Source organism: Pseudomonadota bacterium, from assembly GCA_039193195.1.
Taxonomy (GTDB): domain Bacteria; phylum Pseudomonadota; class Gammaproteobacteria; order Steroidobacterales; family JBCBZW01; genus JBCBZW01.
Map to the genome: position 1 here is coordinate 18,423 of JBCCWS010000013.1, position 22,623 is coordinate 41,045.

At 63.6% G+C, this 22,623-nt stretch carries 20 protein-coding genes, 1 tRNA gene and 1 pseudogene; 3 read left to right on the forward strand and 19 right to left on the reverse strand.

What is annotated here, in order from left to right; genetic code table 11:
• Positions 1-11: 11 nt before the first annotated feature.
• The 5 genes from tgt to AAGA68_12620 are packed head-to-tail and all read right to left on the reverse strand — an operon-like array spanning position 12 to position 4,477.
• Positions 12-1,130: a tRNA guanosine(34) transglycosylase Tgt gene (gene tgt, locus AAGA68_12600; GenBank protein ID MEM9385897.1), complete on the reverse strand. Its 1,119-nt coding sequence runs from the start codon at positions 1,128-1,130 to the stop codon at positions 12-14.
• Between the two features lie 11 nt (positions 1,131-1,141).
• Complete coding sequence (queA, locus tag AAGA68_12605; GenBank protein ID MEM9385898.1) at positions 1,142-2,200, reverse strand: tRNA preQ1(34) S-adenosylmethionine ribosyltransferase-isomerase QueA; 1,059 nt, start codon at positions 2,198-2,200, stop codon at positions 1,142-1,144.
• Positions 2,201-2,235: 35 nt separating this feature from the next.
• Entirely contained in the window at positions 2,236-3,162 is a 927-nt protein-coding gene (locus tag AAGA68_12610; GenBank protein MEM9385899.1) for a PDZ domain-containing protein, read from the reverse strand.
• Positions 3,163-3,209: 47 nt separating this feature from the next.
• Positions 3,210-3,923, reverse strand: a complete 714-nt coding sequence (locus AAGA68_12615; protein MEM9385900.1) for a hypothetical protein — start codon at positions 3,921-3,923, stop codon at positions 3,210-3,212.
• On the reverse strand, positions 3,896-4,477 hold the full coding sequence (locus AAGA68_12620) for a sigma-70 family RNA polymerase sigma factor (protein MEM9385901.1): 582 nt from the start codon (positions 4,475-4,477) through the stop codon (positions 3,896-3,898). Before AAGA68_12620 ends, AAGA68_12615 begins: the two co-directional genes overlap by 28 nt.
• 138 nt (positions 4,478-4,615) lie before the next feature.
• On the opposite strand from AAGA68_12620, the gene AAGA68_12625 reads away from it, so the two are divergent.
• Positions 4,616-4,702: transfer RNA gene (locus AAGA68_12625), tRNA-Leu, on the forward strand.
• Between the two features lie 545 nt (positions 4,703-5,247).
• Positions 5,248-5,940 carry a hypothetical protein gene (locus AAGA68_12630; protein MEM9385902.1) on the forward strand — a complete coding sequence of 231 codons (693 nt, stop codon included), beginning with the start codon at positions 5,248-5,250 and terminating at the stop codon, positions 5,938-5,940.
• A gap of 309 nt (positions 5,941-6,249) precedes the next feature.
• Here AAGA68_12630 and AAGA68_12635 read toward each other — a convergent pair whose 3' ends face one another.
• From AAGA68_12635 to AAGA68_12685, 11 genes are all read right to left on the reverse strand, one after another.
• A complete protein-coding gene (locus tag AAGA68_12635; GenBank protein MEM9385903.1) occupies positions 6,250-8,202 on the reverse strand; it encodes a hypothetical protein in 1,953 nt (650 codons plus the stop codon).
• Positions 8,199-8,705, reverse strand: coding sequence for a hypothetical protein (locus AAGA68_12640; GenBank protein ID MEM9385904.1), 507 nt, complete (start codon positions 8,703-8,705; stop codon positions 8,199-8,201). Before AAGA68_12640 ends, AAGA68_12635 begins: the two co-directional genes overlap by 4 nt.
• Positions 8,706-8,770: 65 nt before the next feature.
• Complete coding sequence (locus tag AAGA68_12645; GenBank protein MEM9385905.1) at positions 8,771-9,985, reverse strand: type II secretion system F family protein; 1,215 nt, start codon at positions 9,983-9,985, stop codon at positions 8,771-8,773.
• A gap of 1 nt (position 9,986) precedes the next feature.
• Positions 9,987-11,657: a GspE/PulE family protein gene (locus tag AAGA68_12650; GenBank protein ID MEM9385906.1), complete on the reverse strand. Its 1,671-nt coding sequence runs from the start codon at positions 11,655-11,657 to the stop codon at positions 9,987-9,989.
• On the reverse strand, positions 11,657-12,775 hold the full coding sequence (locus AAGA68_12655; protein MEM9385907.1) for a PilT/PilU family type 4a pilus ATPase: 1,119 nt from the start codon (positions 12,773-12,775) through the stop codon (positions 11,657-11,659). Before AAGA68_12655 ends, AAGA68_12650 begins: the two co-directional genes overlap by 1 nt.
• A 12-nt stretch (positions 12,776-12,787) precedes the next feature.
• A complete protein-coding gene (locus tag AAGA68_12660) occupies positions 12,788-13,555 on the reverse strand; it encodes a hypothetical protein (GenBank protein MEM9385908.1) in 768 nt (255 codons plus the stop codon).
• 4 nt (positions 13,556-13,559) lie between these two features.
• Positions 13,560-15,356, reverse strand: coding sequence for a hypothetical protein (locus AAGA68_12665; protein ID MEM9385909.1), 1,797 nt, complete (start codon positions 15,354-15,356; stop codon positions 13,560-13,562).
• Positions 15,353-16,348, reverse strand: coding sequence for a prepilin-type N-terminal cleavage/methylation domain-containing protein (locus tag AAGA68_12670; GenBank protein MEM9385910.1), 996 nt, complete (start codon positions 16,346-16,348; stop codon positions 15,353-15,355). The genes AAGA68_12665 and AAGA68_12670 overlap by 4 nt, the downstream gene beginning before the upstream one ends.
• A gap of 10 nt (positions 16,349-16,358) precedes the next feature.
• On the reverse strand, positions 16,359-17,114 hold the full coding sequence (locus AAGA68_12675; protein ID MEM9385911.1) for a prepilin-type N-terminal cleavage/methylation domain-containing protein: 756 nt from the start codon (positions 17,112-17,114) through the stop codon (positions 16,359-16,361).
• 101 nt (positions 17,115-17,215) lie between these two features.
• Positions 17,216-18,214, reverse strand: coding sequence for a type II secretion system protein (locus tag AAGA68_12680; GenBank protein MEM9385912.1), 999 nt, complete (start codon positions 18,212-18,214; stop codon positions 17,216-17,218).
• A gap of 146 nt (positions 18,215-18,360) precedes the next feature.
• Complete coding sequence (locus tag AAGA68_12685) at positions 18,361-18,588, reverse strand: hypothetical protein (protein MEM9385913.1); 228 nt, start codon at positions 18,586-18,588, stop codon at positions 18,361-18,363.
• 294 nt (positions 18,589-18,882) lie between these two features.
• Between AAGA68_12685 and AAGA68_12690 the strand changes: the two genes are divergently transcribed.
• Positions 18,883-19,311 (forward strand): ImmA/IrrE family metallo-endopeptidase, encoded by a 429-nt coding sequence (locus tag AAGA68_12690; protein ID MEM9385914.1) that lies wholly within the window; start codon positions 18,883-18,885, stop codon positions 19,309-19,311.
• Here the strand turns inward: AAGA68_12690 and AAGA68_12695 are convergent.
• The 3 genes and pseudogenes from AAGA68_12695 to AAGA68_12705 all read right to left on the reverse strand — a co-directional run bounded on the left by AAGA68_12695 (position 19,308) and on the right by AAGA68_12705 (position 22,606).
• Positions 19,308-20,285, reverse strand: a complete 978-nt coding sequence (locus AAGA68_12695; protein MEM9385915.1) for an alpha/beta hydrolase-fold protein — start codon at positions 20,283-20,285, stop codon at positions 19,308-19,310. The two genes, AAGA68_12690 and AAGA68_12695, sit on opposite strands and share 4 nt — an antisense overlap.
• The gene (locus AAGA68_12700) at positions 20,282-21,460 is read right to left on the reverse strand and encodes a hypothetical protein (protein ID MEM9385916.1); all 1,179 of its coding nucleotides are present in this window, start codon (positions 21,458-21,460) and stop codon (positions 20,282-20,284) included. The genes AAGA68_12695 and AAGA68_12700 overlap by 4 nt, the downstream gene beginning before the upstream one ends.
• Before the next feature lie 22 nt (positions 21,461-21,482).
• Positions 21,483-22,606, reverse strand: a pseudogene (locus AAGA68_12705) (amidohydrolase family protein).
• Positions 22,607-22,623 lie beyond the last annotated feature (17 nt).

Genomic DNA, 22,623 nt, shown 5'->3' on the forward strand with positions numbered 1-22,623 from the left:
TTAGCGGAGAATCACTCGACGCCGCGCGCCACCCCTGCCCGATACGCCTCGGCGTACTGCGCGAGGCGGCCGGCCTCAATGGCCTCGCGTATGCGTCGCATGTGGGTTTGGTAGAAATGCAGGTTATGGATGGTGTTCAGGCGGGCGCCGAGGATCTCGTTGCAGCGCGCGAGGTGGCGCAGGTAGGCCCGACTGTAGTTGCTGCAGGTATAGCACTCACACTCCGGATCCAGCGGTCGTAGGTCCTCGGCATAGCGTGCATTGCGGATGCGCAAGGTGCCGCGGGAAGTGGATAGATAACCGTTTCGCGCGTGACGTGTGGGCATCACGCAGTCGAACATGTCGATGCCGCGCGCAACGGCCTCCAGGAGATCCTCCGGCGTGCCTACCCCCATCAGGTAGCGGGGCTGCTCCTGCGGCAGCAGCGGCACGGTGCAATCGAGGACCTGCAGGCGCTCCTCCTGCGACTCTCCCACGGAGAGCCCTCCCACAGCATAGCCGTCGAAGCCGATATCGCGCAGGCCACGGGCCGAGCGCTCGCGAAGGCCTTCGAACATCCCGCCCTGGACGATGCCGAACAGCGCAGCCGGATTGTCCGCATGGGCTTCCCTAGAGCGAGCCGCCCAACGCAGGGAAAGCTCCATCGACACCCGCGCCTGCGCCTCGCTGGCGGGGTAATCGGTGCATTCGTCGAACACCATCACCACATCCGCGCCCAGGTCCCTTTGCACCTGCATGGAGCGCTCGGGGGTGAGCATCCAGGGGCTGCCGTCCACCGGCGATTGGAAGCGCACACCCTCCTCCGACAGCTTGCGCATGGCCGCGAGAGACCACACCTGAAAACCACCGGAATCGGTCAGGATCGGGCCCTTCCAGTGCATGAACCCGTGCAGGCCGCCGTGCGCTCTTACGGTGGCCTCGCCCGGGCGCAGCATGAGGTGGAAGGTGTTGCCGAGGATCATCTGCGCACCGAGATCGATGAGCTCCTCCCCAGTCATGCCCTTCACCGTGCCGTAGGTACCCACGGGCATGAAGGCAGGCGTTTCGACCCTGCTGGTGTGCTCGCCGCGCGTGAAGGTTAGCCGGCCTCGTCTAGCGGCCCCGTCCTGGCCAAGGCGCGCATAGTGCATGCTGCGCGGAATCATGACGCGCGACGTTCTCGGCGTTGCTCAGGCTGCGGGCTCACGAGCATGGCGTCGCCGTAGCTGAAAAAGCGGTAACGCTCGCGCACCGCGTGCGCGTAGGCCGCCAGTGTATGGCGCCGGCCGGCGTAGGCGCACACCAGCATCAGCAGGGTGGACTCGGGGAGGTGAAAGTTGGTGAGCATGAGGTCGACGGTCGCGAAGCGGTGGCCGCCCGGTCGAATGAACAGGCGCGTGCTACGCGCGCCGGGCTTGGGTAACCCATCCTCACCGGCCGCGCTCTCGAGGGCGCGCACCACGGTGGTTCCCACGGCCACCACGCGACCGCCCCTGTCCCAGCAGGCGGCGATCGCCTGGCGCAGTCCCTCGTCGATGAACACCCGCTCCTCGTGCATCACGTGGTGGTCTAGGTCATCCACGCGTACCGGTTGGAAAGTCCCGGCGCCCACGTGCAACGTGAGGGTACGTCGCTCGATCCTCTGCGCCTCCAGGGCCGCCAGCAGGGGCGCATCGAAGTGAAGACCGGCGGTAGGCGCAGCGACTGCCCCCGGTTTGTCCGCGAACACGGTCTGGTACCGCTCGCGATCCTGGGCATCATCCGGGCGCTGCACATAAGGCGGCAAGGGCATGTGACCGTGCGCCTCGAAATAGGCGAGTGCTGGCCGATCGAAGACGAACTCGACGAGCCCCCCGGCCTGGCGGTCCCTGACCTGCACCTCAGCCCCGCCCTCCATGGTGAGCACGGCACCGGGCGCGGGCGGCTTGCTCGCCTTCATTTGGGCGAGGACGCGGCGCTCGTCCAAAGCACGCTCGAGCAATAGCTCTACTCTGCCCCCACTGGCCTTACGGCCATAGAGGCGCGCCGGCACGACCCTCGTGTCGTTGAAGATCAGCAGGTCAGCAGCACCTAGCAACTCGGGCAGGTCCCGAATCGCACGATCTGACACGTGCCCGTCGGCACCATTTAGGGTGAGAAGGCGTGCGTCGGAACGGTTGGGCGGGGGCGCCTGCGCGATGAGCTCGTCGGGCAACTGGTAGGCGAAATCAGAACGCTGCATGGGCGCACAGCGTACCTAGGGATCGGGGCAGACCGCTACAAGCGGCGCATTACGCAGGCGTCCAGAGCTTCGAGGGCCACGAGAGGTGGGGTCGGGAACGACTCTGTCGGAACGGCCACCGGGGCACTGGCGACCTCGCCTATGGCCACCTCGATCTGCGACCCATCACGGACCACGCTCAACGCTAGGGCCTCGCCCAAGCGGTACGACGTGAGGATGGCACGCGCATGCTCCGCCGTACGAGGCGTGCGCCCATCGATGCGAAGGAGTACGTCGCCGTCCTGTAGCTGCGGCGTATGGTCTGGCGCACGCGTGATCAGCAACCCTTCATCGGTGCCAAAGTAACGCCCGAGCTCAACGGTCATCGCGGTGAGCTCGAGCGCGTACCAACGGTCTGTGGAGTGCTGCCGCGCCGTGCCTGGCAGGTCGGCCAAATCGCCGAGCACCACGTCGGCGTACGTAATGGCATCGGCCCGCTTGTAGTGCAGGCTGACCGAGTCACCCGGCGCCGCGCCTTGCAGCACGGCCACGAGCTGCTCCACGGGGTTGCTCACGCCATCGTCCTCGAGCGCCGTACCGTCGATGGCCAGGATGACGTCGCCGCTACGCAAACCGCCCTGCTGAGCAGGCCCGTCTGGGGTCACCCCGGTCACTCGTACGCCGGTAACCGTCGGCTCACCCGCGACGATCCCAAGCACCGCACGATGCTCGTTCTCTAGCAGCTGACGCTCTACGTTTAGTAGTGCCCGCTGGACGATCTCTTCAACCGCCTGCTCACCAAGATTCATCTCAGTCCCAAGGCGGGGGGCGCGGTTCGTACCGGGTGCGGAGAATGTGACGTCGGGCGCGCGGAGGGATGCCTGCCACGCTGAGTCCGGCGAGATCTGGCCGCCTTGCCCACCAGCGGTCATCAGAAGCACCGCTAGGAGCGCAAGCCCCAACCCGACTCCCAAAATACGCATGCGCTGCAGCCTAGGCATGTGAGGAGGGCATGAAAGCTAGAATACGCCTATCGGGGTAATTCGAACTTTGTCCGCACTGGCACCGGAGCACCGTAGGCGTCCAAGAGTTCGTCCATTAGGCGACTACGCTTGAGATCGATGGAGTAACGCTCCTCAGGCGTCAAATTTTTCTCGTTGAGACAATAATAATCGAGCATCGCGATGCGGCTCTTGAGCTCGTCAATGCGAGCCTGATTGTCCACGTTTAGTCCGGAATTTCCGCCCATAGACTCCAAGCGATGCTCCTGGAGCCACCGGGTAGACAAAAGCTCGTCAAAGCCAGCGTAGTTCGCCGGCGTGGTAGGGAACTGCGCGGAATCCAATGGAATTCCCGCGCTCAGCTTGCGCTGTGCCTCCTGCAGATCAGCCGTCCAAAGACGCAGGCACACCACCGCGAGCACCGCGACGACACTGGCGAGCATGCCCTCGAGCAGCGCTTGCCGCACGCCCAAGCCACCACGGAAGGGCGCTGCTAGCACCTGTCGCCAGCCGGCACTGCGGGGGTGACTAGTGCCCGTATCCTGGCGCAAGCGAGCGCGGATCTCGGCCCAAGCCGACTCGGGCGCCTCGTCGTCGGGCAGCGCCCGCAGGTTGCGCGTGACGCACTCGAGCTGCTCCAGCTCGCGCTGGCAGTGGCGGCACTCGGCGACGTGCGCTAGGCAATCGGCGTCTACCGGTGCCCCATCGCGAATACTCAGAAGCTGCTGGAGGCTTGCGTGCACGTCGCCGCTCCCGCCTGATCATCCAGCGCGTCGCGAAGGCGCTTGTGCGCGCGCGCCAGCTGGGACTTGGAAAAGCTGGTGGTCTTGCCCATCATCGCGCCAATCTCGCGATGGGTGTAGCCCTCGACGTCATACATCCACACGACGGCCCGGGCCGTCGGCGTGAGATGCGCCATCGCCCCTTCGAGGTCCGTGCTGGCCTGCGCGGCGGGCGCGCCATCGCGCGTGTGCTGCAGCAGGTCCCACATCTCCTCTCCGCTGCGGCTGTAGCGGACCCAGGCGGAGCGGAAGTGCATGAGGCACTTGTTTACCGCGATGCTGCGGATCCAGGCACCGAGGGGCGCATCGCCGCGGAACTTGCCGAGGTGGCGAAGTACCTCGACGAAGGTGTCCTGCAGAATCTCCTCCGCCAGGTCCGGCCGGCCGAGCAACCGGCTGGCCAGGGAATACACCGCATCGCAGAAGGTGCGATAGATCGCTTCCTGCGCCCTGGCGTCCCCGGCCGCCGCCGCCGCCACCTGATGGGCGGGTATTTCCTGGCTGAATCTAGACATCTTTATTTTGATGCTACGAGTCGGGGAAAGGTCGCTGCTTCGAGAACGAATCGCTTCAGGAAGTTCCCGGGCCGCACCGATGCTGCGGCGCAACCGGTCTGGACAGGTCCCTGCCAAGGCTGTAATTTTGCCCGCCTTGCCGGGATGGCGGAATTGGTAGACGCGGCGGATTCAAAATCCGCTGTCCGCGAGGGCTTGGGGGTTCGAGTCCCCCTCCCGGTACCAACACTACAGAGGCGAGAGCGCAATCCGTGTATCCGGACGGCCTACGGCCTCCCGGTGTCAGAGAGATAGATCGGCTGGCCAAGCGAAATAGGGCCCGAAACGCTTACTCACACGAAGCTCACCCCCAGCCCTCTTTTCTAAAGCCGTTAAGTGCTTCTTTCCTTCTCGATGCTCCAAGTAGCCAGCCTCCTGCCTATGCCTCAGGAAGTCCTGAGTCTACATCCGCACCTTCTTCGCCACCTGTCCGGCAACAGTATTTCGTTTGATCTTCACCAATAGGAGAAATCGAGTAACTGTGGAGACGCTGAAGCTAGAGCTCGACACCCCTCGATGAGACTCTACGAGCCCCGGATAGGCTGGACCCTTGTACGGATAGGTATTAGCCGATAGATGTTGCATCGAAGATATCTCCCCGCTGCGCATGACATATTACTGACTCAACGTTAAAGATAGCTCCCTATCACCCCCGTCTCTTATCAGCACCTATCGAATCATCAAAGTACGCAGCGGAGTACTGCGTAGCATCTAGCATTGAGAGCTTGTTGATGAGAACAATTGCAATTTCATTGACCCTGTTGACTGGTTTAGTCGGGCTGACTTTCTTGGCAGGAAAACACGGCTCGTCGCCCATCGGCTCTGATGAAGCGGTCCGCTTGCCTTCAGCTACTGTAGAGACGGTCACGCAAGCACAAGAAGCTTCACTAGACTCCCTCGAACCCGTGACCGGAAGCGATGACCAAGAGTCAGACGATACGGCACCCGCGATTGATCTCAGAGACTACGCGCTCGCCTTCGAGGAACCAAATACAAGCAGTGAAGAATATCTTGAAGCCTTCGCGCTCAACGACGAGAACCCCCTCTCGTTTAATGCCTTCCGTATTCAGCAAACTCGACTTGTACAGATCAACACAGAGAACATCCATCGATTTGTCAACCAATTGCTAGCCGAAGACCCCGCTCGTCTGAGATTTCCTCTGTTACCAGGTGTCGACTGCTCACTGAGTGACGGCTCAGTAATGGACAGTGCTACCGGAAGCTACGTAATCGTAACGAGTGCATGCGAGGAAACTGGCAAGTCGCGAGTGAGTATTAGCTATGGGGCGGGCACGAATAAGCTGGTTGTAGATATTCAGAATTCGAAGCATTGGGTACGACTTCAGCGGGTAACCGACAATTATGGTGTTGTTGCTGAAATTGATCCGCAGCGACAAATCCCAATGGAAGACGGGCATAATTAAGGATTTTATTCGGTATAACGAGTTAGAAGATCCGGGTAGCTTCCCTGTGCTTGGCTATCGCAATGCTGGTTCGCCGCTAGTGGCAAGCGCACCCCTACCCAGCTCGCAAAGCAGCTCCTTACTCCAGCCCTCGCCGACCGCCGTTTGATGAGACTTCGGTGCATGAAACCCGCTTGCCGGACGAGGGGCCTTCCACTCGCGAAATCCGAGCCGCTTACCCAACCAGTGGCACCGAGCACAGCCGATAGCCTGGGAAATAGTCCCGAGGCATTGCACTCAATAGCGCAAAGCATCAGCGGCCCACCCCCACTACTGGCCGGCCGCCTCCTTCCGCCGACGTCGCCGCTCGCGCCGCCTCTTCCGCTTATCGTCGAACTTCAGATCCTCCTCGATCTCACCCGGAGGATCCGTGTCCTGCTGGAAGAGCGCCGGCGGCGTCCCCTTCTGGTTCGGCCACTCGCTGTAGCGGGACGGTGCCAGGATACGATCGTCGGTGATCTGCTCGGCGCGCTCGGCGTCGTTGAGTATATACGGCGTGATCAGCAGCACCAGCTCACGATGTTCGGTGAGGGTCGAGTCGCGGCGGAACAGGGTACCTAGGATCGGGATGCTCCCGAGCACGGGCACCTTCTGGGTCGCTTGCGAGCGTGTCTCCCGCACCAGGCCGCCGACGGCCATGGTGTAGCCGTCGCGCGCGAATACCGTGCCGGCGACCAGCGTCGTGTTAACGGTATCGATCGGTACCGTCTGCACCTGATCGCTCACGGCCACCAGCAGGTTGGCGCCGTCGCGGGTGATCGTCGAGGTCTCCTGGATCAGCGATAGCGTTACGGTGCCGTCTTCATTGATGAACGGCGTGATGCTGATCGTATTGCCTACCTGACGCACTTCCGTCTCAGGCTGAACGATGGTGGTGGCAACGCCCACCTGCGTATCGTTCACCAAGGTGCTCACGCCCGTCGTCAGCACGGTCTCCTCGCCCACGAACAACTGGGCCGGGCGGTTGTTGCCCGCGGTGATGACGGGGGTGGCGATGACGTTGATGCGGTTGGATGTCTCCAGCAGCTCGATCTGGCCGAGTAGTGACTCGCTCAGGAATTGATAGACGAAGGAGCCGCCCTGGCTGGCGAAGTTGCCGAGATCGAGTTCGTTGCGGGGAATCGGGTTACCGCTGGCATCGATGACGCCCGAGTCGCCGCCTTGGAATTGGAAGTTAAAGAGGGAATCGAAGTCGTCGTCGATGAGGACATCGAGGATCTTCATCTCCAGGAGAACTTGAACAACAGGCTTATCGAGCTTTTCGATCAACTCGCCAATGGACCCTAAGGCGCGCTCATCGCTCGTGCGTACGATGATCTGGTTGTGTTCCTGGTTGACGGTCACGTAGATGGGACCCGCCTGGGTGGAGACCGCGGCTAGCTGGTCAGCACTTACCTGGTTGACGCCGCGGCCAGTGCGGGCCAGTGCTTCCAGTTGGTCGACGGTGAGGTCTTCCGATACCTCCGCTTCCGGGTCTGCCTGGTTGCCTTGTCCCGCACCACCGCGGCCGCCTCGACCGCCGCCGAAGTTGTTCAGGTTCTGGAAATTCCCCCGGCCACCGCGGTTGTTGACGTTGCCGCCGCCACGGCCCCCGACGCCGCTGAAGTTTCGGTTGCCCCCGCGCCCGCCGATACCACCCAGCCCGCCAGCGCCGCCGCCGATACCGCCGCCAATGCCACCCAGCCCGCCAGCACCCGCCAACTGTTGCTCCTGCGCCGGCTGCAACCCAAAGGACAGCACCACGCGGTTCCCAAACAAATCCTGGATCGCCTGCGCGGCGAGCAGCACGTTCGGATTGAGCAGTTCGAACACCTCGATCGTATCGTCCCGATACACCACGAGGTCCTTCTGGTACTCTTCCACCGTCATGATCCGATAGGTGCCGGAACTGCCATCGCGCCGGTACCAGAGTTGGTTCACACGGCAGATCGACTGGACGGCTTCCTCCACGGTCACATTGCGCAGGTAGATCGTCACCAAGCTCTCGGACGCGGCTCGAGTTGAGATGATGTTGGCGCCGCTCGCCTCCGAGATAACCCGAATCGCATCGATGAGTCTGGCGTCGCGGAACTCAAGCTCATCGAAGCGCAGTGGGGCTGGCTCCACCCTCGAGCTCGACGCGAAGAGACTACTGGCCCCAACATCCGAAGGGGGCGTCGGTGCTTGCGCCAGCGCGACCGTCATCTGAACGGCCGCGAGGACGATCGGCAAAGAGACGCTCATCGCACGACCACCACGTTACCGATGCTACCGATCTCCACCACCACGCTGAGGCGCGAGATCTCACGAATCTTGATCGCCTGACCGGGCCGGGTGGGATCGAAGGTGATCTGATCGCCCTGGCGCACCATGAAGACGCGCGAAGGACCGATACGCAGGAGTGCGGTGACCTCGTCTTCGAGGTCGACGATACCCTTGAGCTCCAGCTCGGGCGCGCGACCAGGGGTGGGGTTGGCGATGAATGCCGGAGCACCGCCCGGCTGGCGTTGGTTGAAGGCGGGCAGCGGCGTGAAGGGATCCCTCCCTGGTTCCTCCACGGAGGTCGCAGCCGGTGCCCCGACCGCATCGGAGGCTCCCGCGTCCGCAACTCCTCGCTGCGCAAGCTGGCGGTCAATCGCAGCGTTGCGCTCAGCCACGTTGTCGCGCAACGATGGGCGCGCTGGCCGATCCGCCGTCTGAGCGTGAGTGGGTACTCCTGCCAACACGCCAACCAAGGCGATCAGCATGGAAACCACCGGCATCGCATGTGATCGCGCGTTCGATCCAATTTTTCTTGATAGCATCGACTTTCTCATCGAACGGAGACCGCGAGCAACGCGCGGAAGAAACCTGAGTAGACAAAGAAGACCACCCCTGCGATGCCGATGATCGCCACCGGTTCCACGAGATTGGCGAGCATGCGGGTGCGTTGCTCGAGCTCGACATCGTAGTAGGCGCTCGCTTCTTCCATGATATCGGCGAGGTTGCCCGTACGTTCGCCCACGCTGGAGAGCTGACGCAGGAGTAGATCGATGCCGAAGCGATCAAGGCTTCTCGCGAGATCCTGCCCCCGCAGCACCGAATCCGTGGCTGCCTCGAAGGCGTCGGCGATCACCCGATTGCTCACCAGCCCGCGGATGATCTTGAGCGCATCGACGATGGGCACGCCGCTTCGCACCAGCACCCCCAATCCCCAACTCACCTGGGACATCGCGGCGGTCGTCATCACCTTGCCGACCACGGGAAGACGCAGGAGGAACCCATCGATCGCACGCTCGCCCCAATCGCGCTGATAGATCAGGGCCACTGTGGCCACCACGGCCAAGATACCGGCGAGCAGGAGCACCCAATTGGCTGCGATGAAGTTGCCAAGATCGATCATCGCCATGGTCTCAGGCGGCGGCGCCTTGCCGGCCCGTGCGAGGAAATCCTCGAACTTCGGAAGCACGGACACCAGCAGGAATACGAACACCCCCACCGCGGCGAGCAGCGTGAACACCGGTAACATCAGGGTGGAGGTGACCTGCCTACGCAACGCGGCACGCCGCTCTAGGAAGTCGGCAATGCGCGCGAGGGCCGCGCTGAGCTCACCGCTGGCTTCGGCGCTGCGCAACATGTGCGAGGCCAGCGGCGGGAACGCTTCCGGGTGGTCCACCACTGACGTGGAGAAACGCGTCCCTCGCTTCACCTCCTCGTTGACCTTGGCAACGACCCGACCAAGCCGCCCTTTCTGCAGCGACTGGATCACATCCAACGCTTCGGTCACGGACATGCCCGAGCGCAGCATCAAGCCAAGCTGCCGGAAGAGGAAGACCTTCTGCGTGGTGGTCACCGGCATCAGGTTCATGAGAACGACGCGGGCGTCGTCGTCCGGCAGCAGCGTGTCGTCCGCTTCTGCCGGCGCCACGCGCACAGGGTACATTCCCTGGTCGCGCAGCCAGCTCACGATCTCCGTGCGGTCATCCCCGTCCAGGGTGCCTTGACGCTTGCGCCCCTGGGTGTCCAGGGCCATGTACTCGAAGCGCATGTCAGCTCACCCCTTGATCCAAGACCGCCTGGGGCACGCCGGGCGCGACACCCGTGAAGGGCAGCAGGCCGATCCGCTGCAGCTCATCCAGGCTGGTCACGCCCTGTTGCAGCTTGGCCAGACCGTCGCTTCGCAGGGTAGGATCTACGCCGGCGATCTGGCCGAGCGTGGCCTCGTCGGCCCCTGCGGCGATCGCCCGCGATAGCTCATCGTCCACCCACAGGAATTCAAACAGGGCGATTCGCCCCCGATACCCCGAGCCGCGGCAGTAGGCGCAACCGCGGGGTACATGCATATGGCTTTGGGGATACTCATCACCCAGGAGTGTGGCCATGGCGGCTGGCAACGGTGCCGACTCCTTGCAGCGCTCGCACAGGCGACGCACAAGGCGCTGGGCCACGGCGCACGCGAGGGTGGCCGCCACCAGGTAGGACTCGGTCCCCATGTCGCGCAGGCGCATGATGCTGCCCAAGGCCGAGTTGGTGTGCAGGGTGGAGAGCACGAGGTGTCCGGTCAGGGACGCCTTGATGGCGATGTTGGCGGTTTCGCCGTCGCGGATCTCGCCCACCATGATGACGTCGGGGTCATGACGCAGGAAACTGCGCAGGGCACCGGCAAAATCTACCTTCACGCTGGTTTGCAGCTGGGTGATGCCCTCGATCGGACGCTCGATGGGGTCTTCGGCGGTGAGGACGTTCACTTCCTCATCAGCGATCTCATCGAGCACGGCGTAGAGCGTCGTGGACTTGCCACTCCCGGTCGGGCCGGTGATCAGGATTATCCCGTGGGGCCGTCGCACCACTTCACGGAAGCGTTCGGCATCGCTCGCTTCCAAGCCGAGATCGCCCAAGGTGACCAGATGTTCTTCGGCGCCGAGCAGGCGCAGGGTGGCGCGCTCCCCGTAGCGGGCCGGGAGCGTCGCGACGCGGATGTCGAACTCCGTGCCGTCCGTCATGCGATGGGTGATGGCCCCATCCTGGGGCATGCGTGACTCGGCGATATCGAGCTGCGCAAGGACCTTGATGCGACTTAGGAGGTTCACGCCTTGCTCCGGCGTGAAAGGACGTGGGTACTCCTGCAGTCGCCCGTCGACGCGAGTGCTCACGACGAAGCTGTCGCGCTGGGGTACGAAGTGAACGTCCGACGCGTGGCGCAGGTAGGCATCGCTCAGCACTTCGTCGAGCATCTGTACCGCCTCGAACTCACGCCAGGCGGGAATCTGCGTGATCGCCTCGTTCCCCTCGGGCACAGCCACCTGCTGATGCACGGCCTCGGCAAGCGCTTCTGGCTCGGCCAGCAGGATCGTGACATCGTCGCCCAGGGTGCGTCGCAGATGTCGCTGCACCATCGGATCGTTCGGATTGGCGCAGGCCACACACGGGCCGCGCGCGTCGATGACGGGAAGGGCGAGGCGCTGTCGGATGAACGCAGGCGTTAGGCGCGTGACGGCCGCCGGGTTGGCGCGCAACTGGGAGCCTCGCATGAACGGTAGGCCGTTCTCTTGGGCGTAGGCCCGATAGAAGTCCTCCGCGGGCAGGCGAGCCACCTGACTCAAGGTGCGCATCAACGGCTCCCGGGAACGCAGGGACCGACGGCGCGCCTCCTCGAGCTGTCGCGTCTCCAGCAGCCCCTGGGAGATGGCCGCATTGATGAGCAGCTGTTCGCGCAACATCAGCGGCGCCTCCGGTCACGCTGGGAGGCGCCAGGGCCGCTTGCCCCGTCGCCGTCGCCGAGACGGAGTAGATCTTCGAGTTGCTCCGGACGCGTGGTCATCGCGAGGCCCGCAGCACGGTCGATCAGGCCCTGGCGAATACGTACGGCGATCGCCTGCTCGAGGGTCTGATTGCCGTCCTGGCGCCCTGTCTCCATGATCGAGCGAATCTGCTCCGGGCGGTGCTCGCGGATCAGATGGGCCACCGCATGGTTCACCATAAGGATCTCGTTGATGGGCACCCGCCCCTTGCCATCGCGGGTCTTCACCAGGGTTTGCGTGACCACCGCACGAAGGCTCATCGACAGTTGCTGACGAATCGCCATCTGCGCGTGACCGGGGAAGACGCCAATGATGCGATCAAGCACCCCGATGGCGTCGTTGGTGTGCAGGGTGGAGAACACGAGATGGCCGGTCTCGGCCACGGTGAGCGCCGCCGAGATCGTCTCCGTGTCCCGCATCTCGCCCACGAGCACCACATCGGGATCCTCACGCAACGCCGAGCGCACGGCACCGCCGAAACTCCCCACGTCCGCGCCGACTTCACGCTGGTGCACGAGGGCTCGCTTGTTCTCGTGCAGGAACTCGATCGGGTCCTCGATCGTGAGGATGTGGCAGCGGCGAGACTCGTTGATGATGTTGATCAGACTGGCGAGAGTGGTCGACTTGCCGCTCCCGGTAGCGCCCGTCATGAGCACGAGTCCGTCGCGGATACGCGCCAGTTCAGCTATCTGCCCCGGCAGGCGCAGCTCTTCCAGGGTGTGGCTAGTGCCCTCCAACCAGCGGATCGCCAACGCGTAATGACCGCGCTCGCGGTAGACGTTGATTCGGTAGCGCTCGCCTGCGTCGCTGGTGAGGCCGAGGTCGAGGGTGTGGTCTGCAGCCAGGCGATCTCGCTGCCACTCGGTGAGGGCTTCTGCCAGCAGCGCGTCGATCGCCTCCGGCGCGAGGACCTCGCCGTCCTGCACGTGCAAGTCGCCTGCGATGCGCAGAACGGGCGGCACACCCACTGAAAGGTGAAGATCGGACGCGCGGTGGCTCACGAGTGAGTCGAGCGCCGGTTGCAGGGATAGCGTCACGATCAAACCCTCTTACAACGCGATCGTCAGATTGGCGGTGAGGACGCGTTGCCCGCCGACGCTCAGGGCGCTGTCGGTGCCCACCGAGAGCTGGGTGATCACGGTGCTGTTCTGGAGGCTGTGAATCGCCGTGATGAAGCGGTGGAGAGCGCCGAAGCTGCCGCGAAACTCGAACTGGAAGATAGGGCGGTTCATGAGGGGCTCGTCGCGACGTAGTGCCTGCTGGAGTGCGGTCCGCTCCGCCGCACGTGCCCGCGACTGGGCCGTGTTGGCGCGGCGATTAGCCCGTCGGTTGCCTGAGGCGGTCGCGCTTTGCGTGGCCCGAGGCGGCGGTGCCAGCATCTGACGCAGGCGACGGTCGAGATCCAGCACCGTCTCCAAACGACTCGTCACGTTCTTGCGATCCACGAGTTGCAGGCCCGCGAGCTCCGCCTGACGGGTGATCTCCCCCAACATCGCGGGGAGCGCATCGCTGTCCGAGAGATCCACGAACGCTGAGCGGTACCCTTCCAGCGTCGCCCGCTCCTGCTCCAGCTCGTCGCGGAGCTTCTCCACATCACGGCGAAGCCGATTCGTACTGCCCACACTTCCCGACGGACGCGATTTGCGAATCTCCCGCTCCGTACGCTCCACGTTCTCCCGCGCTACTGCAGCGTCGCGTTTCAACGTAGGTACACGCAGCACCATGTAGGCGGCGACCACCAGCGAGAGCGCGAGCGTCCCCACCAGAAGCTGCTCGCGGGCACTGATGCCGCTTTCCTTGCGATTGCGCTTCGCCATCAGATCAACGACTCCTGCGCCGAGCAGCGCCCGCTTGGGCACTTCCCGCCTGCTGGGTCGTCCGTGGACGGCCGATCAGGTATGAGAACTCATAGCGAGGAACCCCCGCCTTGTCGACGGTCAGCGTGGTCGGGCTGTCCAGCACCCGCAACTCAAAGCGCTCCAGCTGCCGAGAGAGATCCGTGTAGTAGGCGTCCGCCGCGCGCTGATCGCGGGCGTAGCCGGTGATGCGGAACTCGTTCCAACTCTCTTCATCGATCATGTTGACCACGATGCCGGAGTTGGCCGTATTGGCGATCAAGGGCAGCAGGGAGGGAACGAAGTCCTGCCGCTCGATGAGCGCGGACTGCACCAAGGTCTTCAGCGCATCCAGCTGCCTGCGCTCCTCCTGCAACCGCTGGCGTTCGGCATCGAGACTGCGCGCGTCGCTGGAGGCCTTCTCCAGCCGTCGGACATCCGCCCGCTGGTCTTCCAGGCGGATCAGCTGGGTGCGCAAGCGTGATTGGGAAAAAGCGTGATAAGCCTCCGTGAGCAACGGCACGGCGAGCGCCACCGCCACGGCGATAGCGATCTGACCCTCGCGCCGGCGGTAGAAGGCCGGCGGAGGCGGCATGCCGGCGACGGCAGTGGTCATCGTCGGCAGCTCGTTGAACCACGCCCGAGCAGCACCCAGTGCGGGCAGCGCATCGGCCTCGAGGGGCGCGCCGCCCACGACCTCTACGCGCTCACCGGCGATTGAATGGCCATCCGCTAGTAGCCCCGCGAGGGGTACGAACGGCGTATCGGGGAATGCTCCTTCCAGGTCTAGCCGGATGGCGTCCGAGTCCTCTGCCACGCCAACGAAGATCACGAAGGTGCATCCCGTGACAGGCATGTCTCGCAACGCGGGATGGATGTCCACCGCATCCACGCGCCGACTGCTCGCCTTTAGGGTGGCGATGCGCGTAAGGCCTTCAGATGTCAGCAAGCTGACGGAGACGTAAGCATCGTGTACTTCCAGAACACACGCGTTCTCGTCCTGCTTGAGATTCAACAAGGCACAGCTGGTACCGGGGATCGCGTACAGACCGTGCAGCGTGAGCGAAGTCTTCTGCTGCTTGCCCACTCGTGATAGCAGCTCTACCCACTGGCTGTGCGTCGACACGTCCACGGCCGTGGTGAGCCAGCGACGGGGTGTGGTGTCGAGGGGTGTCCAGCCGACACGAATGCCGGCGTCCCCGAGCTGTAAGCGCTCCTGCAGTTGGAGGCATTCGTCGAGTTGGGCCTCGGTGATGTAGCCACGGTCGATGGCGATCTCACCGAAGCGCGAGGAAGGCCGCCCGCCGGGTTGGAAGCCCGCTGTCGCGCCGCGCTGCGCGTCCATTTCGGTCAGGACCTCTTCACGCTGATCGGCGTCGAGGTACAGCATGCCCATGAGCAGCCAGCCGATGTCCCAGGTGGGTGCGACATCGCTGTAGAGCCCTTCCATTTCCCAGCGCACCATCTCGGTGGTTTGGGCGGTGGTGAGGTCCGTGCCGTCGGCGATGGGTGGGGCGATGACTGACGTGACGACGCTCACGTGGAGTAGGATCACGTCGCGGGGGATCGCCTCGCCGGCGCCGCGTAGCTGGGTTAAGACGGTGTTGAGTGCCTCTTCTGCGACTGTGCCAGCGACAGTGGCATGGGTCAGCAGCCGTATCGCTCCCGCATTACGCGCGGTGATTGAAGCCCGCAGTCTGAAGCCGTCGTACTCGAGCACTAGTAGACGGCGATCACCTTGGCCTCCGATCTTCGGGAGGCGATTGAGATACTTCTCGATCACGGGGTAGTCAACTCCAGCGTAACCGATGGTTGTGTCGATCGGGGGATCACCAGGAACTGCACGCCACCGAAGATCGTGCCAACGTTGTCGGCTCCTGCTGGGTCCTGCACAACGACGAACAGATGCCGCCCGGCAGGAACGCGCGCGACCGCAGGATCGATGCCCGTCACGCCGTCTAGCGACCAAGCGCTCACGTCGCTGATGGTGTTCGAGTCATCACCGGAAGCCAGACCGTCCAAATTAAAGTGATAGGTAAGCCACCGCTCCCCTAAAGTCGCCCCCGCATTGTTCTCGAACACCAGCAGCGCACCGTAGGTATCGCTCGGGAGCGCACTGGCGCGCTGGTTGAGCACGGTCACGTCGATGTCTCCGAGGGGGACACTCCAATCATCCTGGGCAATCGTGCGCGCCACGATCCGGTTGAAAGGTGACGGTTTGGGTTGCGCACCTGCGTCGGCGCCGTCGTAGCTCACCGTGTAATCGCCTGCCACGACACTGACGGTGAACTCGTCACCCCAAGCGTCACGATATTCGTTGTTTGTATCGACGGAAACGCGGTCTAGGTAGCTCCCACTAAACCCCTTGGTGAGCAGATACAGCGGTGGCGGCGTAGCGCCTGAGTCCAACGGATCAGACACACCCGCCTCCGTGGACAAATAGGCAAGCCGCGGCGTGCGAGGGAGCCAGAAGTCATCCCCTGCATCCCACACACCGTCTTGCCGGATAAGGGGTGTCAGCTGGTGTCCCATTGCAGGGTCCGGGGGCAGCTGCCCGTTATCGACGACGAATCCAGAGAGAACCGGGCTGTTGGCGAGGGTCTCGCGCCGGTAAACGGCCGCCGGAATCGCATCCAAGCGCGCGAGCGAGTCATCGAAGCGAAGTTGACCGTCTTCAGTCTCGATGAAGGACGTTGAAATGGTGGCGAGTAACCCCAGGATGAACAGCACCAGGACGAGTTCGAGAAGGGTGAAACCTCGTGTGTTGCGCATCATCGATCTGGGTCTAGTTGATGCACAGGACGAGGTCATCGGATCCAGCAGGCGGCACGCATGGATCCCCAGTCGGTGGTTCGTACACACCGTTTGGCCCCATGGACACGATCCTCGCGTCAGGCTCGCCGAGCGCGAAGAACAGGTACGGACGCCCGCGCCTCTCCGGGTACGTGGGCGTGGTGTAGTCGGGCGTATCGGACCACGCAAAGAGCCCGGCTGCCGCGTCCCGATCAAACGGATCCGGGATGGCGAGCACGTTGTCCAGAACAGCACTCGTGCCGTCGTCGGTGCCGTCGAACTCAAGCGCCGCATCCACTGCGGTGTAGGCGGGCTTGAGTCCACTTAGGTAGGGGCCACGCCAACCCACTCGATACTCGGGATCGAAGTCACAGAAGTTCCACTCGTCGGTGCCATCGTCATCGATGTCCCGTTGGGAACGCAGCAGGAAACCTGCTTCGGCGGGAGAACGCAGCGTCGTACGGATGGCGGCATCTGCGAGATCGAAAGGCGTGCCTATCGCCCCACAGTCGAGATCCAGAGAGAGCTGAGCGTCGCGATCGAAGGCCAGAACGGCTTCGCGGAGTTGAGTGAGTTCATAGCGGGCAACGGACAGGCGTGAGTCATCCACCTGGTCGCCAAGTTGGAAGATGACCAGTAGTGCGACAACCGCGAGCACCGCGGCCACCACCATCAGTTCTAAGAGCGTGAATCCGCGTGGCGCTTGCCCGCGTTGACTGCTGCCGTCGCTCAGATGCATGCCCACCATGCCACCTTGCGCCTCGTGCTCATGGAGACGGGGAGCGCCGACGCGCTCCCCGCAGTTACCGGAGCTAGCTCCGATAGATCCAATCGCGTAAAGCGGTTAGATCACTCGTCGCTGTTGCCGGTGAACTCGGCGTACTCTTCGAGCAGGAAGTCTGCGTCGGCGTCTAGGACGGCAGAGATTTCCGCCTCGATATCTTCATCAGCTGCCGCTGCGGCGAGGTCGGCGTCGAGAGTTGCAAGGTTGATAGACGTGTCGGGGACCGTTCCCGTAAGCGTTGCACAGTCATCGCACACCTGAAGCGCAAGAGCGTAGTGGGCGTACTTGTCGCGGCCTACATTGCCTTCAAAGGGAGCCTTGCCCAGAATCGCGTTGTCGCCGCTTACTAGCTGCGACGACTGACCGATACCGAAGAGGAGCACAACAGCGGCAGGATCAGCGCCAATCTCTTGGGGCTCCAAGAGCACAGCAACGGGCGTTCCGACTTCGACGGGCGCCGAGAACCCAAGCCCTTCGTTCAGAACGCTGTCGAAGGCGAGTAGCGGCGTTTCATAGTCAACCAGATTGTCATCACCTACCACTACCGTATTGATGGTGTCAGTCGTAGCGGTTGTAGTGTTGTTGTCGCAAGCGGCGCTCGTCACGTAACGAAGCGTGTCGATACCGGAATCGACAAGCACCGTGGAGAGATCAGCAGTGAGCTGGTACGGGGCAATCTTGTCCGCGTAGTCGGCGGCTAGACCACCACCCACGCCGGGCACATTGCTGCTCCCACCAAACACGTAGATTTCATCATCAGCAGCGGCTACGCCGTCGGCGAGCACGGGTGTCCCCGCGATAGCCTGCGCGGAGACTGCAGCCGCAGCAGCATCACCGTCAGCGCAGAGCAGGGATTCCAGCTCGCCGGGAAGGCGATCCTCCGTAACGCGGAAAATCCGAATCCCATCCTCGAGCGCGGCCATCGCATTCGACGCAGCACCCTGCCCCGCACGCTCTTCCTGGCCACCCAAAGACGAAATCACCACGCCGGAAATCACGGCGAGAATGGTCACTACGACCAGCAGTTCGAGAAGGGTAAAACCCTTTTGATTACGTACTTTCATTGAATCCCCTTAAGGCTTCCACAGAGGCGCCTGTCGACGAACGGGCTCGCGTGCCCCCTGCACGCCGCGCGCCGCTCCCGCCTCGAATCTACTTATATGGAGACGCAGCCCCCCGCTGCCGCCTCATTAGGAACTCGTCGTCGCCCTCACGTCGCCGCGCGCCGTGAGACTGGCGGAGTGGGTGGGCTTTCAGTGGAGTCATTGTCGTAATCGACGAGGAAGCGGTATTGGCGACCGTAGTGCACGATCACTTCCTTCTGGCGCCGCTTGAGGATTCTCATCTCCACACGGATCTCGCCGAAACCGTTGTGCTGGAGAGCGTCGTCAAACACCTCCAGGAGTTTATTTTTGGCGTCGGTCTTCTGATCTGGCACCTGAACCGCTCGCTTCCTTTACCCCGGTCAGAAATTCGATGCGCGCTTGTGGTGCGGCCCTACGCTCCCTACAAACGTCGCGAGTGGCGTGCATTGTGGCCACTCGCTGCAACTGTCTACAACACACTTTCGAAGGTTTTTGTGTGTTCGGGAATTTTTCCCGAACGTCATGCGCAACCGGAAACTGCGCTTCCGTTCCCAATTGCGACCTGGTCGCAAGCGGGTGGGCAGGGATCGACGGCAGATTGGTTGCATAATCAAATTGCAAGATCGGCGAGGGAAGTCGTGCTCGAAATGCTGCTCTCAGTTGCCCTGCAGCTCACCCCCTACGATGCCCCAATCGCGCCACCGCGGATCGCGTATCGATCCCATTCCTGGCTGGCAGCCCGGGGATGCGGAGGTAGACCCTGCACGATCCAAGGCCTGTACCTGGATGGCAATGTGATCTACCTCGATCGCGAACTACAACCCCTCAACACGCCCGAAGCGCAGAGCGTGCTCTTGCACGAGCTGGTGCATTACCTTCAACACAAGTCCGGCCAATTCCCAAGTGAGTGCGAGGCGCGTGTGCAGCGTGAGCGAGAAGCTTACGTGGCACAGGCTCGCTTCCTGATTACGCGTGGCGTGCTCGCAGGAGTGGCCTACGCGCCAGGCCCTTGTCCGTCCGACGATACAGCGCTCACGAGCACTGGATCTTCCAGCAAGGGCTCTACGCCGGACTAGCCGCCCATCTGACGGCCAAAGAACCACTGAAACGGCACGTGCACGCGGCCACCCCAAGCAAGCTCATTGTGCCGCTCCCCAGGGAACACCAGGTACTGCAAACGCGACCCAAGCTCGAACCCTCGGTGCATGAGCAGGTCGCGCATCGCCAGGGTCCGTTCAAAGTTGTCCCGTGGCCAACCGCTATCCAGGTAGATGCGGATGTTCGCAGGCGCCTCACCAGCGATCCGGTCGAAGAGGTCATCTGCATAACCGAAGGTAGACGATAGGCAGGCCGACATGCCGAACACGTCCGGTCGTGACCAGGCCGAATGCAGCGCCATGACACCGCCGAGGGAAGAGCCCATCACAGCGGTGTTCTGAGGCCCGGTTAGTGTGCGATGGGTCGCGTCGAGAAAGGGCCTCAGGCGATCCGCGATCCAGTTGGCGAAGCCCACGTAGCCAGGGCTCGTGAGCGCACTCATGCGGTCACCGGGATAGACGCCCACCACTAACACCTGATCGATGACGGCGAGTTCGTGCAGTTGATCGAGGGTCTGATCGATCTCCCAGGCGCGCCCGAGGAACGCCTCCTCGGGCAGGAACAGGTTGCCGCCGTCATGCACGTACATGACGGGGTAGCGCTTGAGCGTGTTCTCGCCGTAGCCGGCGGGGAAGTACACGCGGAAGCGCACACCGTCGAGGGCGCGCAAGGGCCTCAAGGTGCCGGTGAGTCCGGCGTAGAAGTAGGGGTAGACGTCGCGTCGGCCGGCGGCGCGGGTGACCACGCGGTTCATACCCGGTAACCAGAGGAAGCCCTGGGGGCTGTGCAGGCACGGTTTGAAGTAGAGCCAATCGCGATCCGACTCGAAGATGAACTCGGCCCCGTCCGGCGTGGGGTGGCCGCGCAAGTCATTGTACCAATCGAGTTCGGTGCGCAGCACCAGACGGTCGGGTTGGGCGGGGTAGTAGGCGCGCACGCGGAAGGTGGTCACGGTTCGTCTCGCTCATCGGGTCCTGTGGCCGTCAACTCACCCTCGCAATCAGGTCGCCAATCAGCCATCTGCGCGGCGCCCCACGCTTGGGCTTCCAACTCCCCGTGGCGAATGAGTTGCGCCAGGTATTGGCGGAAGAAGGCCTCGTCCTGCAACAGTCGCTCATCGACGTCCGGTGCCAACGCCGCCGAAGGAAACTCATCGCCTAGTCGCTCACGTACACGGGCGCTGGCGGCCTCGGGCGCATGGCCCTGCGCCTCGTAGCCGATCTTGGCCAGGGCCGCACCGATCTTGCGCGCCAATACCGTATCCGCCCCGCCGGCTGTTCGCTCACCGTAGGCGATACACGCTTCGATCAAGCTTGCGCGCGGCACCGCCGGCTGCGGTCCTTCGCCGCGGCAGAACTGCACGAGTGTCGGGTACGGTGGTAAGGCAGTCGCCGCGAGCGAAAACGCCAGGTTGGCGCGCTGAGCGAACGGCAGACCCGTGGCCGTGAGCGCGCGATCCAGGTAGGCGACCGTCTCCCCGAAGTAGGACGTCATCTGCGACGCGGAGCCAGCACGATCGATGTAGCGATAGGCGCACTGCGCATCCTGCCGGTACAAGCAGTTGGCTGCAGCCAACGCCAATGCATCGCCGTTGTCGGGCGCGACTCGCAACAGCTCGGCTTCCAACTGGCCTGCCTGAGCGCAATTCGGTGTGACCTCTGCGCATAGGCGAAGCGCGTGATAGCGGTACAGCGGGTTGTCACGATCGTGCGCCGCGGCAGCGCGCGCCAGCTGCAGGCGCTCCTCCACCGGGCGATGAGAGGAGAAGCTCAGGGCGAACAGGTGGTCTGGATCCTGGCTCGCGTCCAGCACACTGAGCTGCTCATCGAAGTGCTTGGCAACGCGAGCAACGAAGTCCGCGTCAGACTCGTCAGCTAGCCTCCGGGGGTAGAAGGACGTTAGATCGACTGACGAGCCGCACGGCGCCTTGCCCGTATCCGCCTGTGATGGCGACAGCGCGCTGATGGACGAGCTCTCTACGCTCGCGGCTTCACCGTCGAGGGGCGCTGGGTTCCCGAGCAACTCGTCTGTGGTGAGCGCCGGCACACCCTCCACATCCTCGTCCGGCGCACGCTCCCACCACAGGAAAGGCGCGAGGGCGAGCAGGACCACCGCTAGCCAACGCATCCCGTCGCGCCGGCCGGCTTCCTCACGGCTGGCGATACGCCACGCCCTCCTTCATCACGAACACCACGCGCTCGAGCTCGGAGCCATCCTGCAGCGGATCGCCGGCCACGGCCACTAGATCCCCGTACTTGCCCGGCTCCGAGGTGCCGAGCACATCGCTCTGCCCGATGTTAGCCGCGCCGTTAACTGTCGCCGTCTCGATGGCTTCCATCGGCGTCAACCCGCCCCACTCCATCAGCAGGCGGAACTCGATGGCGTTCTGCCCGTGCGGGAACACGCCCGCGTCGGTGGCAAAGGCGATCTTCACCCCACCGTCGTGGGCCCGGCGGGCGTACTTCTCGGCGAGCACCAAGGCCTGGCGCGCCTTCACCGTCTGCGTGGGGCTGAGGTAGGAGTCGGGGGAATCGAGCATGGGTATCAGGGCAAAGGACGGCATCAGCGTCGGCGCGAGGAAGGCACCGCGTTCGCGGAACAGGGCGATGGCCTCGTCGTCGAGGAAGGTACCGTGCTCGATGGCATCCACGCGGGCGCGCAGCGCGGCCTTGATGCCGTTGGCGCCGTGCGCATGTGCGGTCACCCGTCGACCCATGGAGTGCGCGGTGTCGACGATGGCTTCGAGCTCGTCATCGAAGAACTGCTGTTCGAGCCCGGCTGCCGATTCGGAGAGCACGCCGGCGGTGGCCGTGAGCTTGATGTGATCGGCCCCACGACGCCGGTGGCGCCAAGATCGCGCACCGTCGTGAAGCCCGCCATGAGTGTCTTGCGCGCGTAGCCCGCGGCGCGCATCGTGAGGTCCGCATCGGAGGCCTCGACGAGCTGCACCCGGTAGCCGGGACCGAACTCGAGCGTAAGGTGCACGTGGCCGTCGATGAACCCGGCCATGACGAAGTGCGAGGACAGGTCGTGCAGGGTGACGGCGTCGCCGTCGGCGATGGGCAGGTCCGCGGCGGTGAGGTAGCCCGGCGCCACCCGCTCCACGCGGCCGTCGCGCACGACTACGGTGGAGGTCTCGAGCACCTCGGCCCCGGGCACCGGCGGCAGTTGGCCGGCATGCACGACGGTCCACTGCGCTGCCTTCGTCAACGGGGACGCCGAGGCCAACCCCACCAGCAGCAGCGCCGCGCTGCGTCGTACCCGTCTCGTCATCGCTCAGTCCCCTGCCG

Excerpts from the sequence above, each read along its gene's own strand:
- tgt (MEM9385897.1), bottom strand. The coding sequence starts at position 1,130 with ATGCACTATGCGCGCCTTGGCCAGGACGGGGCCGCTAGACGAGGCCGG.
- queA (MEM9385898.1), bottom strand. The coding sequence starts at position 2,200 with ATGCAGCGTTCTGATTTCGCCTACCAGTTGCCCGACGAGCTCATCGCG.
- AAGA68_12610 (MEM9385899.1), bottom strand. The coding sequence starts at position 3,162 with ATGCGTATTTTGGGAGTCGGGTTGGGGCTTGCGCTCCTAGCGGTGCTT.
- AAGA68_12620 (MEM9385901.1), bottom strand. The coding sequence starts at position 4,477 with ATGTCTAGATTCAGCCAGGAAATACCCGCCCATCAGGTGGCGGCGGCG.
- AAGA68_12630 (MEM9385902.1), top strand. The coding sequence starts at position 5,248 with ATGAGAACAATTGCAATTTCATTGACCCTGTTGACTGGTTTAGTCGGG.
- AAGA68_12635 (MEM9385903.1), bottom strand. The coding sequence starts at position 8,202 with ATGAGCGTCTCTTTGCCGATCGTCCTCGCGGCCGTTCAGATGACGGTC.
- AAGA68_12640 (MEM9385904.1), bottom strand. The coding sequence starts at position 8,705 with ATGCTGATCGCCTTGGTTGGCGTGTTGGCAGGAGTACCCACTCACGCT.
- AAGA68_12645 (MEM9385905.1), bottom strand. The coding sequence starts at position 9,985 with ATGCGCTTCGAGTACATGGCCCTGGACACCCAGGGGCGCAAGCGTCAA.
- AAGA68_12650 (MEM9385906.1), bottom strand. The coding sequence starts at position 11,657 with ATGTTGCGCGAACAGCTGCTCATCAATGCGGCCATCTCCCAGGGGCTG.
- AAGA68_12660 (MEM9385908.1), bottom strand. The coding sequence starts at position 13,555 with ATGGCGAAGCGCAATCGCAAGGAAAGCGGCATCAGTGCCCGCGAGCAG.
- AAGA68_12670 (MEM9385910.1), bottom strand. The coding sequence starts at position 16,348 with ATGATGCGCAACACACGAGGTTTCACCCTTCTCGAACTCGTCCTGGTG.
- AAGA68_12675 (MEM9385911.1), bottom strand. The coding sequence starts at position 17,114 with ATGGTGGGCATGCATCTGAGCGACGGCAGCAGTCAACGCGGGCAAGCG.
- AAGA68_12680 (MEM9385912.1), bottom strand. The coding sequence starts at position 18,214 with ATGAAAGTACGTAATCAAAAGGGTTTTACCCTTCTCGAACTGCTGGTC.
- AAGA68_12690 (MEM9385914.1), top strand. The coding sequence starts at position 18,883 with ATGCTGCTCTCAGTTGCCCTGCAGCTCACCCCCTACGATGCCCCAATC.
- AAGA68_12700 (MEM9385916.1), bottom strand. The coding sequence starts at position 21,460 with ATGCGTTGGCTAGCGGTGGTCCTGCTCGCCCTCGCGCCTTTCCTGTGG.